This is a genomic window from Hamadaea flava, assembly GCF_024172085.1.
GTDB classification, from domain to species: domain Bacteria; phylum Actinomycetota; class Actinomycetes; order Mycobacteriales; family Micromonosporaceae; genus Hamadaea; species Hamadaea flava.
This window is the reverse complement of sequence record NZ_JAMZDZ010000001.1, coordinates 3,846,019-3,862,465: the sequence shown is the minus strand read 5'-3', so window position 1 is coordinate 3,862,465 and position 16,447 is coordinate 3,846,019. Positions and strand designations below refer to the sequence as shown.

The window sequence follows — 16,447 nt, the reverse complement described above, 5'->3', positions numbered from 1 at the left end:
GCCGCAGTGAACAAGTGATCTGATCACTTAGTCACTTGACCCCCTCAACGTGGAGGTGCGGCACATGGACCACCCCGTCGCCCGGCGTACTCTGCTCGCCGGGCTGGCCGCCGCCCCGGTCGCCGCGTTGGCGATCCCCGGGCAGGCAAACGCGACCGGCGCCACCAGCACAGCCGAGCGGCTCACCGAGGCGTTCACGGCATACGGGAACAGCGGGCGCGGCTGGACCGGAGCGGACTCGACCTATTCGGTCCGGCTCCCCGGCGACCGTCAGCTCTGGCTCTTCTCCGACACGTTCCTCGGCACCGTCGACCCCGACGGATCCCGGCCGGCGGACAGCCCGATCGTCAACAACACCTTCGTCGTGCAGCGTGGCCGCACGATGACCACGATCCACGGGGGAACGGCGGCCGAACCGGCCGCGATCCTGTCGCCGGACCAGGCCGACTCCTGGTACTGGCTCGGCGGGGCGTACCTGGGCGCGGGCGCGCTCAACGTGATGTTCCTGCGGTTCGAGCGGTTCGGACCGGGGATGTGGGACTGGGCCTGGAAGGAGAACGTCCTCGCCCGGTTCGACGTCGCGACGCTGACCGTCAAGAGTCTCCATCCGATGCCGTCCGGTGCGAACGTGCAGTGGGCGAGCTGGTTGCAGCGCATCGGCGGACACACCTATGTGCACGGCGTCGAAGACCTCGGCCTGACGAAGCACATGCACGTCGCCCGGGTCGCCGGCGACGACCTGCGGCGGCCGTGGCAGTACTTCACCGGCGACGGGTGGTCGACCTCCGAACAGGACTCGGCGCGCGTCATGGCCGGCGTCGGAAACGAGTACAGCGTGACCCCCTGGCGGGACCGGTGGCTGCTGGTCACGCAGGACACGAACACCTTGTTCAGCAACGAGATCGTGGGCTACACCGCCCCGACGCCGACCGGTCCCTTCGGCGACCGCCGGCTGCTCCACACGATGCCGGAGAGCGGTCTGTTCGGCAGTTACGGCGATCCGGACGTGATCACCTACAACGCGCACGAGCATCCCGAACTCCGGCGTGACGACAAAGTGGTCATCACCTATAACGTCAACAGCCTGACCTTCACCGATGTGCTGGAAGACGTGACCAAGTACCGACCACGGTTCGTCGAAGTCCAGCTCGCGCCCTAGGGCGGACCGAGCTACGAAGGAGACCGAGATGGGGGAGCTGGTACGCCAGAGCCTGTCCGACTCGCTGACCGAACGGATCATGGAGCTGATCCGCGACCAGGGACTCCAGCCGGGCAACCGGCTGCCCTCGACGCGGGCGCTCGCCGAACGGTTCGCGGTGGCGATGCCGACGGTGCGGGAGTCCCTGCGCCGCCTGCAGACCACCGGGGCGATCGAGATCAGGCACGGCTCCGGCGTCTACGTCAGCGAGGCGGTCGACCGCCTCGTCCTGCCGAACCCGAACGTCCCGGAGCCTCGTGGCGAGCAGTTGATCCAACTGCTCGACGCGCGGGCGTTGATGGAGCCCTATCTCGCCGGACTCGCGGCCGCCCGCCGCGACCCCCAACGCCTGGCCGATCTGCGTGAGCTGCTCGCCACGGCGCAACGTCACCTGGCCGGCGCGCCCGGCGACGACGCAGCGTTGCACGAGGCCAACATGGCCTTCCACCGGGCGGTGGCCGCCGCCAGCGGTCACGGTGTGCTGCGCGAGGTCGTCGACTCCCTCCTGTTCGTCCATGCCGGCGAACAACGCGAGATCCTCCAGCTCTTCGACGACCGGGTACGCGACTACGACGAGCACTGCGCCGTCCTGGCGGCCATCGAGGCCGGCGACACGCAGCTCGCCGGTGATCTCATGCGCCGTCATCTCGACGACGTGAAGACGGTGGTAGCGCTGGCTCGAGGAGACGACGAAGTCGTCCCCACAGAGCGCGCCGACGTTACAGCCAAGCATGCCCGGCGGGAGAGCGAACCGTCCCCTTAGAAAGGCGATAACCGTGCGGCGTACGCGACTGCTCACGGCGGTCGTCGTCACCGCGGCCCTGGCCTTGTCGGCCTGCGGTTCCGGCGGCGACACCAAGACCGAAGGCAAGACCCAGCTGAAGCTCTACAACGACAAGGGCGCCTGGTCGCCCTACTTCAAGGAGATCGGCACCCTGTCCCAGCAGCAGATCGGGCTGGGGATGGAGCCGGTCGGATACACCGACGCGAACACCTACGACGCGTTCATCAAGGCGTCCTTCCGCACCAACGTCAAGCCGGACCTGTTCACCTGGCACACCGGCGCGCAGCTTGCGGAGATCGTCAAGGCGGGCCAGGTCGCCGACACCTCGTCGCTCTGGAGCGATGCCGTCGGCAAGGGCTACCTGCCCGAGTCGCTGAAGCAGTACTACACCTTCGACGGCAAGCAGTACTGCGTACCGTTGAACGTCGCGTACTGGGTGATGTTCTACAACAAGAAGGTCTTCGACGACGCCGGTCTGCAGCCGCCCAAGACCTGGGCCGACATGATGGACGCGGCGGTCAAGCTCAAGGCCAAGGGGGTCACCCCGTTCTACGGGACCTCGCAGCTGTTCAGCTTCGTCTGGTTCCAGCAGCTGCTGATCGGGCAGGACCCGCAGCTCTACAACGACCTCGGCACCGGCAAGGCGAAGTTCACCGACCCGGGCGTCGTCAAGGTCATGGAGCAGTGGAAGTCGCTGATCGACTCCGGGTACATGTCGGACCCGGGCGACAAGACGGAGCCGCAGGAGCTGCTGAAGTCGGGCAAGGTCGCGATGGCACCGTTCGGGACCTGGTTCAACACGAGCATGACCCAGGTCGGGCTCAAGCCCGGAACCGATTACGGCATGTTCACCATCCCGAACCTGAACCCGGCCAACACGAAGAACACGCTGCTGTTCGAGAGCGGCCCGCTCTGCGTGCTGGACAAGGCTCCGGACAAGGCGGCGAGCCTGAAGTTCGCGCAGTGGTGGCTGGAGCCGGCGGCTCAGGAGAAGTGGGCGACCTCGCGCGGCGACGTGTCGGCCAACCCCAAGGTCACCATCCCGGATCCCGCGCTGAACGCGATCAACCAATCGGCGGGCGGTTCGGACGTCGCCCTGGCCAGCCGGTTCTTCGAACTGGTGCCGGCTCCGGTGCTGACCGCCGCGCTGGACGCCTTCGGGGCGTTCACGGTCAAGCCCGCGGACTACCAGAAGCAGCTGGCCACGCTCCAGAAGGCGGCCGACGACTACTGGGCGAAGGCCGGTAAGTGAGATGACGATCCGTAGCCGCCGGGGCGGCCAGGTAGCCGATGCCCCGGTCCACGCCGACGTTCGGGTGACCTCCGTCGGATCGAGCGGCCGCCGGTCCAGCAGGACCGGCCGCCTCGGCGGCTACGGCTTCGTGTCGCCGGCCGTGCTCATCGTCGCCGGTCTGCTCTACCTGCCCTTCCTTTACACGGTCTATCTGGGCTTCACCGACTACGACGGGTTGACCCCGGCGTCGTTCGTGGGCCTGGACAACTTCCGCCGGTTCCTCGACGATCCGGCGCTGACCACCTCGGTCCGCAACACCCTGATGTGGGCGGTCGGGGCGACCGTCCTGCCGGTCGCGCTCGGTCTGCTCATCGCGGTCCTGTCCTACGGGATCAAGGGCGGCACCTGGTTCCGGCTGCCCTTCCTCCTCCCGTACGCCTTGTCGGGCGCGGGATTGGCGGTGATCTGGGGCTTCATCCTCCAGACCGGCGGCGCGGCCAACGACTTCCTCGGCGCGCTCGGGCTGCCGGGGGCGGACACCCGGTTCCTGGTCGAGGAACCGGCCAACACCATCGCCATGATCGTCGCGCTGACCTGGCAACAGGCCGGGGTGAACGCGCTGCTGTTCCTGGTCGGTCTGCAGTCGATCCCGAAGGAGCCGCAGGAGGCGGCCCGGCTGGACGGGGCGTCCGGCTGGCGGCTGTTCCGCAGCATCACCTGGCCGCTGCTCGCGCCCCTGACCACGGTCGTGGTCGGGCTGTCGCTGGTGGCGAGTCTGAAGACGTTCGACATCGTCTGGGTCACCACGCAGGGCGGTCCGGGCCGCAACTCCGAGACCTTGGCCGTGACCATGTATCGCGACGCCTTCGTCTCGGCCGAGTACGGCTACGGCGCGGCGGTCGCCTTCGCGCTCAGCCTCGTCACCGGCCTGGTGTCGTTCGTCTACCTCCGCCGCCAGATGTCCACGTCGAAGGAGGGTCTCGCATGAGCGTGAGCGGCTTTCTGCGGAGAGCAGTGCTCGTGGTGCTCGGCCTGATCTGGCTGCTGCCGACGTACCTGCTGCTCGTCAACGCCACTCGACCGGCCACGGAGTACGACGCGGACAAGATCTGGACGCCGTCCGGGTTCGGCTTCGTCGAGAACGTCAAGATCGCCTGGGAGGCGGCGCAGCTCGGCGAGAGCATCGGGAGCACCGCTCTCTACGCGATCGTCTCGCCCGCCGCCGGGGTGCTGATCGGAGCCCTCGCCGGGTACGCCATCGTCGTCCTGCGGCTGCGAGCCGGGTTCTGGTGGTTCATGCTCATCTTCGGCGGGACGATCTTCCCGACCCAGATGCTGGTCATCCCGCTGTTCCTCGGCTACAGCACCAATCTGCTCTACGACACCCGATCCGGGCTGATCCTCATCTACACGGCGGTGTGCGTACCGCTGGCGGCGTTCGTGCTGCGCAACTTCTTCACGGGGATCGCGTACACGATCTATGAGGCGGCGCGGACGGACGGGGCGTCCAGCTGGCGCATCTTCTGGCGGATCTACCTGCCGATGGCGCTGCCCGCGCTCGGGGCGGTCTTCATCCTCGAGTTCACCTTCATCTGGAACGACCTGCTCTTCGGCCTCACCCTGTCGCAGAGCGAATCGGTCCGGCCGATCATGACCGCGGTCAGCTCGCTGTCGAGCGCGTACGGCGGCAAGTCCATCCCGGTGGTGCTCGCCGCCGGCCTGTTCATCTCGCTCCCCACGATCCTGCTGTTCCTGCTGACCCAGCGGCTGTTCGCCCGCGGCTTGGCGCTCGGCCAGTACTGACGCCTCCCCGTTGATCATGGAGTTTCCGGTCCCGACACACCGTCGAGACCACGGTCAATTCCATGATCAACGAGGGAGGCGGGACAAGAGAGAAAGGCAAGCATGACCACGCGACTGTTGCGCGCGAGCCTCGGTTCGCCGACCTACGACGACATGCGGGCCACCCTCCGCGCCACCCACACCCGGCCCGTCCTCTCCGGACGGGGCGTCGATGGGCGGGGCGTCGAGGTGTACGCCCAGCCGCTGCCGCTGTTCAAGAAGACTCCCGACGGCCTGGTCCAAGCCGTCCGAGTGGCGGCGCGGGGCGCGTCGGTGACCGCGACGATGGCGGCGCGGACCGAGCGCATCGCCGACGGAGCCAGCCACGACTTCTGGGTGCCCGAGGTGGACCGGCCCACGGCGTACCAGCTCCAGGAAAAGGACCTGGGCGAGACGAGCGTGACCGTGACCGCGCAGCGCAAGTGGACGGTCTACGTCGTGCATCACTCGCACCTGGACATCGGGTACACCGATCGGCAGGGCGTGGTGCTGCGCAACCACCTGGAGTATCTCGACGAGGCGGTCGAGCTGGCCGGTCAGACCGACGACTGGCCGGACGACGCGCGGTTCCGATGGACCGTGGAGTCCGCGCTCCCGGTACGCCGCTGGCTCCAAGCGCGCGCCAAGTCGGCAGTGGACAGATTCGTCGATCTCGCGCGGACGGGTCGTGTCGAGGTGACCGCGATGCCGTTCCAGCTGCACACCGAGGCCTGCTCGACCGAGGAACTGCACCGGTTGCTGCGTTTCACCGACGCGTTGCGGGAGGAGCACGGCATCCCGATCACCTCCGCCATGCACACGGACGTGCCGGGCGCGGTCGTCGGGTTCGTGGACGCGCTGGCCGCCTCGGGGGTCCGCTACCTGAGCGCCGCGCACAACTGGGCCGGGCGGTCGGTGCCCTTCCTGCGCGGCGGGCAGGAGCTGGGCCGCCCGTTCTGGTGGCGGTCGCCCGCCGGGAACCGGGTACTCGTGTGGTTCACCGACACCCCGCACGGGATGGCGTACATGGAGGGCAACGTCGTCGGGCTGGCCGAGAGCTTCCCCGCCGCCGTCGACCTGCTGCCCGGCTACCTGGACGCGTTGGCCGGGCGGCCGTTCCCGTACGGTCCCGAGGCGTTCGGCTGGTCGGGGCTGCCGGAGGCGCAGATCACGCGTCAGCCGTACCCGCATGACCTGCTGCATCTGCGGGTGCAGGGCGGCAACGCCGACAACGCCGGGCCGTCGATCCTGCCGCCGTCGATCATCCGCGAGTGGAACGCCGTCTACGAGTACCCCCGGCTGCGGATGGCCACGAACACGGAGTTCTTCGCCGCCGCCGAGGAGTCGTTCGGCGATCGCGTACCGGAGCACACCGGGGACTGGACCGACTGGTGGGCCGACGGGCTCGGCTCGGGCGCCCGCCCGCTCGGGTACGCCCGCCGCGCCCAGCACGCCGTCCGCCACGCGGAAACCCTGCACACACTGGCAGGCTGGGCTGACCCGGCCGACACCGGTGCCGGCGCAGACGCCGGCCCGGCGGTGGACGCGGTCTACGACAAGCTCGGCCTGTTCGACGAGCACACCTGGGGTGCGGCCAATCCGTGGCACGACCACGAGGACGGGTTCGACTCCGGTGGACTCCAGTGGGCGCGCAAGTGCGAGCTGGCGTACTCGGGGGCGGACGACGCGGAGGATCTGCGGCACGCCGGTCTTCGTCGCCTCGGAGCGCGCTACGGAACCGCGGCGGGCGCCGAGGCCGGGTTCCTCATCCACAATCCCGGACCGGCGGCGCGGACCGATGTCGCGACGGCGTTCCTCCCGGCCAGCACCGTCCCACTCGACGTTGCGGTGTCCGTTGTGGATGGACGGACCGGCGAGGCCGTCCCGCATCACGAAGAGGTGGTACGCCCCGAGGAATGGCCGACCCGGCCCTACGGCCGCCGCCTGATCTTCCCCGCGTCCGACGTCCCGGCGTTCGGGGCGGTCCGGTTCGATGTCGTCCCGGGTTCCGGCCCGGTCGCCGTCGCCGAGATCGGTTCGATCGTCGAGAACGAGTACTTCCGGGTGGAGTACGACCTCAAGGCGGGCGTCATCGCCAGCGTGTTCGACAAGCGAGCAGGTCGCGAGCTGGTCAACAAGGACGCGTACGCCGGGCTCAACCAATACGTCTACGACAAGTACTCGACCGCGCCGCACATCAACCACCTCAGCGGGCACATCGAGGCGCACGAGCACGACGCGCTGCTGGCCGGGCGTACGCTGGGCCGCCGGCCGTCGATCAGCCGCGCCGAACGCACCGCGGCGGGGGAGACGCTGGAGATCCTGCTCGACGGCGACGGGATCGACTGGCTGCGTACCACGATCACGCTCCCGGCGGGCGTGCCGCGCGTCGACATCACCAACACGCTCTACAAACGGGGCGCTCCGGCTAAGGAGAGCGTCTTCTTCGCGTACCCGTTCGCGACAGGCGCGCCGAAGGCGTGGGAACTGACCGGCGGCCTCGGCGGCCCGGCCGCGCCGACCGTCCCCGGCGCGGCCGACCACATGCAGCCGATCCGGCACTGGGTCGAGTTCGACGACGGCGAGCTGAGCGTCGGGTGGGCCACGCTGGAGGCGCCGCTCGTCATGTTCGGCGAGCTGTACCTGCCTTACGCACCCTTCCCGCCGACCGTCCGGCCCGATCCGGCGGAGCCCGGCACCGTCTACTCCTGGGCGCTCAACAACATCTGGGACACCAACTTCCCGGCGCAGCAGCAGGGCGAGACGACCTTCCGCTACGCGATCACCTCGGGCCCGAGCGACTCGAACGCCGGGGTCCGCGCGGCCGCCGGTCTCGTCGACCCGTTCCTGGCCGTGCCGCTCACGGGCCACGCCCGCACCGCCGCCGTGATGTCCTTCGTGGAGATCGAGCATCCCGATCTCCACGTGTCGTCGCTCGGCCGCTCGCTGCGCGGCCACACGCTCGTGGTCTACCTGCGGTCCGTCTCGGCTGATTCCGTCGCCACACTGGTACGCCTACCGCAAGCCGTCGAACGGGCTTACCTCGGCACGTCGCTCGAACGCGATCAGGTCGAAGCGCCGGTGGTGGACGGGGCGATCCGGGTGACCGTCCCGGCGGGCGCGTTCGTCGCCCTCTCCGTCGACCTGGCCACCTCCGTCGGACCGGCCACTACGGAGGATGCGCTGTGAGGATCGCCGACATCCGGGCCACCACCGTGACGGTGCCGCTCCAGGCGCCGTTGCGGCATTCCAACGGCGCCCACTGGGGCCGGTTCGTCCGCACCATCGTCGAGGTCGAGACCGACACCGGGCTCATCGGCCTCGGCGAGCTGGGCGGCGGCGGGGAGAGCGCCGAAGCCGCCATCCGTGGGCTGAACGCGTACCTGAAGGGGCATGATCCGTTCCAGTTGGAGGCGCTGCGATTCGCCATCACCAACCCGACGGCCAGCCTCTACAACAACCGCACCCAACTGCACGCCGCCATCGAGTTCGCCTGCCTGGACGTGATCGGGCAGCACTTGGGCGTACCGGTCTACGACCTGCTCGGCGGGAAGCTGCGCGACCAGGTGCCGTTCGCCTCCTATCTCTTCTTCCGGTACGCCAACGACGACGGCGAGGGCGAGGTGCGTACGCCGGAGCAGTTGGCCGCCGAGGCGGCCGAGCTGAAGCGGCAGTACGGGTTCAGCGTGCACAAACTCAAGGGCGGGGTGTTCCACCCCGACTACGAGCTGGAGTGCTATCGGGCGCTGGCCGACGCCGTTCCCGGCGACCGGCTCCGATACGACCCGAACGCCGCGCTCTCCGTCGGCCAGGCCCGGCGCTTCGGCCAGGCGATCGCCGACCTGCCCAACGACTACCTCGAGGACCCGACCTGGGGCCTCAACGGGATGCGGCAGTTGCGCGACCTCGGCATCCCGCTGGCGACGAACACGGTCGTGGTCAACCTCGAACAGCTGGCCACCAACGTCCGGGACCCCGCAGTCGACGTGATCCTGCTGGACACGACGTTCTGGGGCGGCATCCGGCCCTGCGTCAAGGCGGCCGGGGTGTGCGAGACCTTCCAGCTCGGGGTGGCCGTGCACTCGTCGGGCGAACTGGGCATCCAGCTCGCGACCATGCTGCATCTCGGCGCGGTGCTGCCGAATCTGGCGTACGCCGCCGACGCGCACTATCACCACCTGCGCGACGACGTCATCACCGGCGGTCTGATGTCCTACCAGGACGGAACCATCGCGGTGCCGAACGGCCCCGGGCTGGGCGTGACCCTGGACCGCGCCAAGGTCGCCGAGTACGCCGAGCTGTACAAAGAGCTGGGCGGGTATCCGTACGACCGCGATCCGGGGCGGCCCGACTGGTACCCGCTGATCCCCAACGACCGCTGGGCCGACCCGTCGTGAGAACGCTGGTGCAGTCGTGAGAACCGTCGTGCTGGAGAACGAGCACCTGCGGGCGACGTTCCTGCCCGACAAGGGGACGGACCTCGTCGAGCTGCTCGACAAGGCGCGCGGGATCGACCTCGCCTGGCGGTCGCCGATGGGACGCCGCTCGGCCGTGCCGGGCGGCGCGCCCGACCCGGTCGCCGCCTTCCTCGACACGTATCCGGGGGGTTGGCAGGAGGTGCTCCCGAACGGGGGCGCCCCCTGCCACTACCGGGGCGCGGCACTGTCCCAGCACGGTGAGGTCAGTGGCGTGCCATGGGCGTATCAGTTGGTTGACGAGGGGGTGATCTTCACCGTCGAGACCGCGCGTTTCCCGCTCCGGCTGACCAAGACGATCCGCTTGCGGGGCGCGGGGCTGGAGTTCGCCGAGGAGCTGGAGAACCTCGCGCCGGTCGAGATGGAGACGATGTGGGGGCAGCACATCACGTTCGGCGAGCCGTTCCTCGCGCCGGGGCACCGCATCCGCCTGCCCGAGGGCGTGACGGTGATTCCGCACGAGACCGCGATCCATCCGGCGGGGCGGATGGTTCGTCCGGACCGCGGCGCGTGGCCGGTCGTAGCGGCGTTTCCCGAAGGGACGACGGATCTGTCCATCGTCCCCGAGCGCGGCGGGCCGAGCGACATCGTCTACCTGCACGGCGCTTCCTGGTACGAGATCACCGCGCCGGACGGCCACGGCCTGCGCGTCGACTGGGACGCGGCGGTGCTGCCGTACCTGTGGCTGTGGCAAGAACTGGGCGCGACGACCGACTATCCCTGGTGGGGCCGCGCCTACGTGCTGGGGCTCGAACCGTTCTCCAGCTATCCGACCGACGGGCTGGCCGAGGCGGTACGCAACGGCACAGCGCTGCGGTTGGCCCCCTTCGACAAGCGGGACCTGAGATGGTCCGCCCAGCTGCTGGCCGCGTCGGGAGGCGCTGATGTCTGAACTCGCGGGAAAGACCGCAGTCGTGACCGGGGGATCCATGGGGATCGGCGAGGCCGTCGTCTCGCACCTGTCCGCTGAAGGTGCGTCCGTCGTCTACTGCGGCGTCGGCGCCACTGTGGACACAGGCTCCGTGGTGGGCCGTGACCTGGACGTGCGGTCGCCGGCCGACATGCAGGCGTTGGTCGAGCTGGCGGTGTCCCGGTTCGGCGGCGTCGACATCCTCGTCACGAGCGCGGGCATCCAGCGGTACGGAACCGTCGAGGAGACCACGGCCGAGCTGTGGGACGAGGTGCTCGCGGTCAACCTGACCGGAGTGTTCAACGCCTGCCAAGCCGCTCTGCCCGAACTGCGCAAGCGGGCCGGCGCGATCGTCGCCGTCTCATCCGTACAGGCCTTCGCCTCACAGCAACGCGTCGCGGCGTACGCGACCTCGAAAGCAGGCGTCAACGCACTGATCAAATCGATCGCGCTGGACTACGCGCCCTACGGCGTACGCGCGAACGTCGTCTGCCCCGGCTCGGTCGACACCCCGATGCTGCGCTGGGCAGCCGACCTGTACAAAGGCACGTCCACCGTCGAAGAGACGATCGACGGCTGGGGCGCCCGGCACCCGCTGGGCCGTGTCGCCCAACCCGCCGAAGTCGCCGAAGTGGTGGCGTTCCTGGCTGGGCCGCGATCGTCGTTCGTCACCGGCTCCGAATACCGGGTGGACGGCGGCCTCCTCACCGTCAACCCCGCCTCCTTATCCGCGTGACCATCCGCGCGTCCGTCCGCGCGTCTGTCCGCGCGTCTGTCCGCGTGACCATCCGCGTGATCATGAACTAACGGGCGTGATCAACCGGCGTGTCGTGTCCGCGCCGCCCTGATCACGCCCGTAAGCCAATGATCGACTAGTGGGTGTAGAAGCCCTTAGTAGGTGTAGAAGCCCTTGCCGGTCTTGCGGCCGAGGTCCCCGGCGGCCACCATGCGCTGCAACAGCTCGGGCGGGAAGAACTTCGGGTCGGCCGTCTCGGTGTAGATGTTGCGGGCGGCGTGGGCGAGGATGTCGACGCCGGTCAGGTCGGTGGTCGCCAGCGGGCCCATCGCGTGGCCGAAGCCCAGCTTGCAGGCGATGTCGAGGTCCTCGGGGGAGACGACGCCGTTCTCGACGAGCTTGACCGCCTCGACTACGAGCGCCGCGATGAGGCGGGTGGTGACGAATCCGGCGACGTCCCGGTTGACCACGATGCAGGTCTTGCCGACCTCTTCGGCGAAGCTCCGGGCAGCTGCCAGCGTCTCGTCGGTGGTCTTCAGGCCGCGTACGAGTTCGCAGAGTTTCATCATCGGGACCGGGGAGAAGAAGTGCGTCCCGACGACGGACTCGGGACGCGAGGTCACCGCGGCGATCTGCGTGATCGGGATGGCGCTCGTGTTGGTCGCCAGCACGGTGGTGTCCTTGCAGATCCCGTCGAGCGCCCGGAACACCTCCTGCTTGACCTCGATCGACTCGAAGACGGCCTCCACGACGATGTCGGCGTCGGCCGCCGCCTCCAGCTCGGTCACCGGGGTGATCCGGGCCAGCGCCGCCTCCGCGTCGGCGGTGGAGATCGTGCCCTTGGCGGCGAACTTCTCCAGGGACTTCTTGATGGTGTCCAGGCCACGTGTGGTGGCGGCGGTGTCCAGGTCTCGCAGGGTCACGTCCCAGCCGGCCTGGGCTGCCACCTGCGCGATACCGGAGCCCATCAGCCCGGCGCCGATGACCGTCAGCTTCTTCGTCATGACCCTCACCTTAACGAGCCTTCAGCAGCGCTTCCGCCCGGTGCCGGGCGGCGGGTGACGGTGGTGCCCGCGTACCTCGGAATGCGGGGTGGCTGGGCGGCGTGTGCCCTGGGCGAACCGGACAAAACCCGCTAATGAGAGCCGTTCTCGCGATCTGATGCGGAGAGCTATCAGACAGTGGCAGACTGTGGCCATGCTCGCGCTGGACGGCCCTTATGTGATCGGTCCGGTGGTCGCCCTGATGGTCACCGGGTTACTGGCCCTGTTGCTGCACCGGGCCTTACGGCGGCAGGAGGCCGCGGCGGCGCGCCCAGCGACGCCGTCCCGCCCCGGCGACTACGGACTCCTCGTCCCGGTCGCGAGTTGCCGAGACCAGGTCGACGCCGACCTCGTCCGGGAACACCTCGCCACGGCGGGGATCCGGTCGACGCTGACCACCGGGGTCGACGGGCGGATACGCGTACTGGTGTTCGCGGACGCGTTGGACCGAGCCAGGCGCCTCGTTGGCTGAACTCACCCCCGGGCGCCCGGCACGGCACTCAGCCGTCGCGCTTGGTGGTCCACCGGAAGAACAGCAGGCTGGCCACCAGCCCGACGATGCACCATGCGCCCAGGATCAAGGCGACCTTGCCGAGTTCGAACGAGCCGGCCGGCTCCGACGCCGCGAACGAGTCGGGCAGGAACGCCGCGCGCATCCCCTGGCAGATCCACTTCAGCGGGAAGAACGCCGCGATCTGCTGCATCCAGTGGGGCAGCTGGGTGAAGGGGAAGAACACCCCGGAGATGAACTGCAGGATCAGCGCGATCGGCGTGACCACGGCCGGCCCGCTCCGCCCCGTACGCGCTGCCGCCGAGAAGGCGATGCCGAGCAGCGTGCAGGCGGTGAGCCCGAGCAGCCACACCCAGAGCAGGGTGAACCACTTCTCCGGGCTGGACGGCAGATCGAGGCCGTAGAACATGCCGATCACGAGCAGGATCACGGTGGCGAAGAAGCCGATGACGCCCACCTGGATGATCTTCCCGGCGAAGAACACCCACTTCGGCATGGGCGTACTGCGGTAGCGCTTGAGCACCCCGCGATCGCGCTCGATCGGGATGGTGATGGCCAGGTTCTGGAAGCCGGACGACATCAACCCCGAGGCGATCATGCCGGCCGCGAAGTACTGCTTGAACGAGATGCCGTCGATGTCGCCGGAGAAGATCGCGCCGAAGATCAGCAGGATGATCGCGGGGAACACGAGGGTGAAGACCAGCGATTCCCGCGTACGCGCGAACTGCTTGACCTCGATCCGCCCCTGAGCCAAGGCCAACCCGGTCATGACTGCTCTCCGATCATCTTGAGGTAGATGTCCTCGAGGGTCGGCCGGTGCACCACCAGCTCCGGCACCTCACCGCCGAACTCCGCGGACAGCCGCTGGACGACCGCGGTCGGCGCGTCCGTCTCCTCCGAGCGCAGCGAGCCGTCGGAGGCACGCCAGCTGACCGTCGTCCGGCCCGTGTTCCGGCCACCGAGCGAGGCCGGAGTGGCGACTTCGAGCATGCGACCGCCGGCGATCACCCCGACCCGGTCGGCGAGTTCCTCGGCCTCTTCCAGGTAGTGCGTGGTGAGCAGGATGGTCGTCCCGCCGGCCCGGAGACCCCGGATCAGCTCCCAGAACTCCCGGCGGGCGACCGGGTCGAAGCCGGTCGTCGGCTCGTCGAGGAAGAGCAGCTCCGGCTTGTTGACGATGCCGAGGGCGACGTCGAGGCGACGCATCTGCCCGCCCGACAGCGTGTGCGTGCGCGCGTCGGCCTTCTCGGCCAGCCCGACCTGCTCGATCACCTCGTCCGGGTCGGTCGGGTCCGGGTAGAACCGGGCGAAGTGCCGGACGACCTCGCTGACCTTGAGCTCGTCGAACTCGCCGGTGCCTTGCAGCACCACGCCCACCCGCGTACGCCAGGACAGCGGAGCGTGGCCCGGATCGACGCCGAGCACGTCGACCGAGCCGGCGTCCCGCTTGCGGAAGCCTTCGAGGATCTCCACCGTGGTCGTCTTGCCCGCGCCGTTCGGGCCGAGGAGCGCGAAGATCTCGCCGCGGGCGACCGACAGGTCCAGCCCATCGACGGCCGCCTTGTCCTGGTAGGACTTGCGGAGCCCCGAGACGGAGATCGCCAGATCGGAAGTCACGGGGTCACTCTAGAACTCGGCGCGAAGTGGGCCACGGCACAGGCCACCGGTGAAGTTTCTCACCGGCGCAAGTTACTTAACGGTCACTTAGACTCCGAGAATGGAGAGCGTGGAGGGCAAGCTGCCCGAGCGGGATCGGCCCTGGGTGATGCGCACGTACGCCGGCCACTCCAGCGCGGCGGCGACGAACGCGCTGTTCCGGCGGAACCTGGCCAAGGGGCAGACCGGGCTGAGCGTCGCGTTCGACCTGCCCACCCAGACCGGGTACGACCCGGATCACGAGCTGGCCGCCGGGGAGGTGGGCCGGGTCGGCGTACCGATCTCCCACCTCGGCGACGCCCGCGCGCTGTTCGACGGGATCGACCTGGCGCGCGCGAACACCTCGATGACCATCAACGCGACGGCGATGTGGCTGCTCGCCCTGTACGTCGCGGTGGCACAGGAGCAGGGGGCGCCGGTCGAGAAACTGGCCGGCACCACGCAGAACGATCTCATCAAGGAGTACCTCTCCCGAGGCACCTACATCTTCCCGCCCGGCCCGTCGCTGCGGCTGACCACCGACATGATCGCGTGGACGGTGCAGAACACCCCGCAGTGGAATCCGGTCAACATCTGCAGCTACCACCTCCAAGAGGCGGGCGCGACGCCCGTCCAGGAGGTCGGCTTCGCGATGGCCACGGCGGTCGCCGTGCTCGACGCCGTCCGCGACAGCGGCCAGGTCTCGCCCGAGCGGATGGGCGACGTCGTCCAGCGCATCTCGTTCTTCGTCAACGCCGGCGTCCGGTTCGTCGAGGAGATGGCGAAGATGCGGGCGTTCGGCCGCCTCTGGGACGAGATCACCCGGGAGCGCTACGGCGTCACCGATGCGCGCCAACGACGGTTCCGGTACGGCGTACAAGTGAATTCACTGGGCTTGACCGAGGCGCAGCCCGAGAACAACGTGCAGCGCATCGTGCTGGAGATGCTGGGCGTGACCCTCTCGCGCGACGCCCGCGCGCGAGCCGTGCAGCTGCCCGCGTGGAACGAGGCGCTCGGCCTGCCCCGCCCGTGGGACCAGCAGTGGAGCCTGCGCATGCAGCAGGTCCTGGCGTTCGAGTCCGACCTGCTGGAGTACCCCGACCTGTTCGAGGGGTCGCACGTGGTCGAGGCGCTGGTGGACGGCATCGTCACCGGCGCGCGGGCCGAACTGGAGCAGATCCTCGACCTCGGCGGAGTCGTCGCGGCGGTCGAATCCGGCTACCTCAAGAGCGCCCTCGTCGCCTCGCTCGCCGCCAAACGTGCCCGGATGGAGTCCGGTGAGGACGTCGTGATCGGCGTCAACCGCTTCGCCGAGACCGAGCCGTCGCCGCTCACGGCCGCCGGCGCGCAGGCCGTCGAGCAGATCGACGCCGGCGTCGAGGAACGCGCCACCTCGGCCATCGCGGAATGGCGCGCCATGCGCTCGCCCACCGCGGTCCGCGAAGCCCTGGACCAGCTCCGCGCGGACGCGGCGACCTCCGCGAACCTCATGCCCGCGACGCTTCAGTGTGTACGCACAGGGGTGACCACGGGAGAGTGGGCCGCAGCGCTGCGCGACGTGTTCGGCGAGTACCGGGCACCGACCGGGCTGGCCGGAGTCTCCCCGTCGAGTTCGGCGACCTCGGTCCGGGCGCAAGTCCAGGAACTGACCGCCGAACTCGGCCACCCGCCCCGGTTCCTCGTCGGCAAACCGGGCCTCGACGGCCACTCCAACGGTGCCGAGCAGATCGCCGTACGCGCCCGCGACGCCGGATTCGAAGTGGTCTACCAAGGCATCCGGCTCACGCCGGCGCAGATCGTGGCAGCCGCCGTCGCCGAAGACGTCGACCTCGTCGGGCTGTCCGTGCTGTCGGGGTCACACCTCTCCGTCGTACCGCTTGTCCTGCAAGGGCTGCGGGAGGCGGGGTCGTCGGTGCCCGTCGTCGTCGGCGGCATCATTCCGCCGGGGGACGCTTCGGTGCTGCTCGCCGCTGGCGCGGCTCGCGTGTTCACGCCGAAGGACTTCGCGCTCTCCGACATCATGGCGGATCTCGTCACCGTGATTCGCTCCGCTTCCGCTTAACCGCTTCCGCTTAACCGCTTCCGTGATCAACGGAGTAA

The 16,447-nt window shown here is 69.1% G+C and carries 13 protein-coding genes and 2 pseudogenes; 12 read left to right on the top strand and 3 right to left on the bottom strand.

Features of this window, described 5'->3' with window-relative positions:
* The first annotated feature begins 64 nt into the window (after positions 1-64).
* The 9 genes from HDA40_RS18055 (at position 65) to HDA40_RS18015 (ending at position 11,158) form a co-directional block, all read left to right on the top strand.
* The gene (locus HDA40_RS18055; RefSeq protein ID WP_253757375.1) at positions 65-1,159 is read left to right on the top strand and encodes a DUF5005 domain-containing protein; all 1,095 of its coding nucleotides are present in this window, start codon (positions 65-67) and stop codon (positions 1,157-1,159) included.
* A 28-nt stretch (positions 1,160-1,187) separates the two neighbouring features.
* A complete protein-coding gene (locus HDA40_RS18050; protein ID WP_253757372.1) occupies positions 1,188-1,961 on the top strand; it encodes a FadR/GntR family transcriptional regulator in 774 nt (257 codons plus the stop codon).
* Between the two features lie 13 nt (positions 1,962-1,974).
* A complete protein-coding gene (locus tag HDA40_RS18045) occupies positions 1,975-3,234 on the top strand; it encodes an ABC transporter substrate-binding protein (RefSeq protein WP_253757370.1) in 1,260 nt (419 codons plus the stop codon).
* A 1-nt stretch (position 3,235) separates the two neighbouring features.
* Entirely contained in the window at positions 3,236-4,204 is a 969-nt protein-coding gene (locus tag HDA40_RS18040) for a carbohydrate ABC transporter permease (RefSeq protein WP_253757368.1), read from the top strand.
* On the top strand, positions 4,201-5,019 hold the full coding sequence (locus HDA40_RS18035; RefSeq protein WP_253757366.1) for a carbohydrate ABC transporter permease: 819 nt from the start codon (positions 4,201-4,203) through the stop codon (positions 5,017-5,019). The genes HDA40_RS18040 and HDA40_RS18035 overlap by 4 nt, the downstream gene beginning before the upstream one ends.
* 102 nt (positions 5,020-5,121) lie before the next feature.
* The gene (locus HDA40_RS18030; RefSeq protein ID WP_253757364.1) at positions 5,122-8,226 is read left to right on the top strand and encodes a glycoside hydrolase family 38 N-terminal domain-containing protein; all 3,105 of its coding nucleotides are present in this window, start codon (positions 5,122-5,124) and stop codon (positions 8,224-8,226) included.
* Entirely contained in the window at positions 8,223-9,434 is a 1,212-nt protein-coding gene (locus tag HDA40_RS42160; protein ID WP_253757362.1) for an enolase C-terminal domain-like protein, read from the top strand. Before HDA40_RS18030 ends, HDA40_RS42160 begins: the two co-directional genes overlap by 4 nt.
* Before the next feature lie 16 nt (positions 9,435-9,450).
* Positions 9,451-10,404, top strand: a complete 954-nt coding sequence (locus HDA40_RS18020; RefSeq protein ID WP_253757360.1) for a DUF4432 family protein — start codon at positions 9,451-9,453, stop codon at positions 10,402-10,404.
* Entirely contained in the window at positions 10,397-11,158 is a 762-nt protein-coding gene (locus HDA40_RS18015) for an SDR family NAD(P)-dependent oxidoreductase (protein WP_253757358.1), read from the top strand. Before HDA40_RS18020 ends, HDA40_RS18015 begins: the two co-directional genes overlap by 8 nt.
* Positions 11,159-11,313: 155 nt before the next feature.
* Here HDA40_RS18015 and HDA40_RS18010 read toward each other — a convergent pair whose 3' ends face one another.
* Positions 11,314-12,162, bottom strand: coding sequence for a 3-hydroxyacyl-CoA dehydrogenase family protein (locus HDA40_RS18010; protein ID WP_253757356.1), 849 nt, complete (start codon positions 12,160-12,162; stop codon positions 11,314-11,316).
* Between the two features lie 193 nt (positions 12,163-12,355).
* Here HDA40_RS18010 and HDA40_RS18005 point away from each other — a divergent pair, with 193 nt between their 5' ends.
* On the top strand, positions 12,356-12,673 hold the full coding sequence (locus tag HDA40_RS18005; protein WP_253757354.1) for a hypothetical protein: 318 nt from the start codon (positions 12,356-12,358) through the stop codon (positions 12,671-12,673).
* 28 nt (positions 12,674-12,701) lie between these two features.
* On the opposite strand, the gene HDA40_RS18000 is transcribed toward HDA40_RS18005, so the two are convergent.
* Positions 12,702-13,481, bottom strand: coding sequence for an ABC transporter permease (locus tag HDA40_RS18000; RefSeq protein WP_253757352.1), 780 nt, complete (start codon positions 13,479-13,481; stop codon positions 12,702-12,704).
* Positions 13,478-14,329: an ABC transporter ATP-binding protein gene (locus tag HDA40_RS17995; RefSeq protein WP_253757350.1), complete on the bottom strand. Its 852-nt coding sequence runs from the start codon at positions 14,327-14,329 to the stop codon at positions 13,478-13,480. The genes HDA40_RS18000 and HDA40_RS17995 overlap by 4 nt, the downstream gene beginning before the upstream one ends.
* A gap of 100 nt (positions 14,330-14,429) precedes the next feature.
* Here HDA40_RS17995 and HDA40_RS17990 point away from each other — a divergent pair.
* Positions 14,430-15,948 (top strand): annotated as a pseudogene (locus HDA40_RS17990) (methylmalonyl-CoA mutase family protein); the annotation flags it as partial.
* A 71-nt stretch (positions 15,949-16,019) separates the two neighbouring features.
* A pseudogene (locus HDA40_RS42555) lies at positions 16,020-16,409 on the top strand (cobalamin-dependent protein); the annotation flags it as partial.
* Positions 16,410-16,447 lie beyond the last annotated feature (38 nt).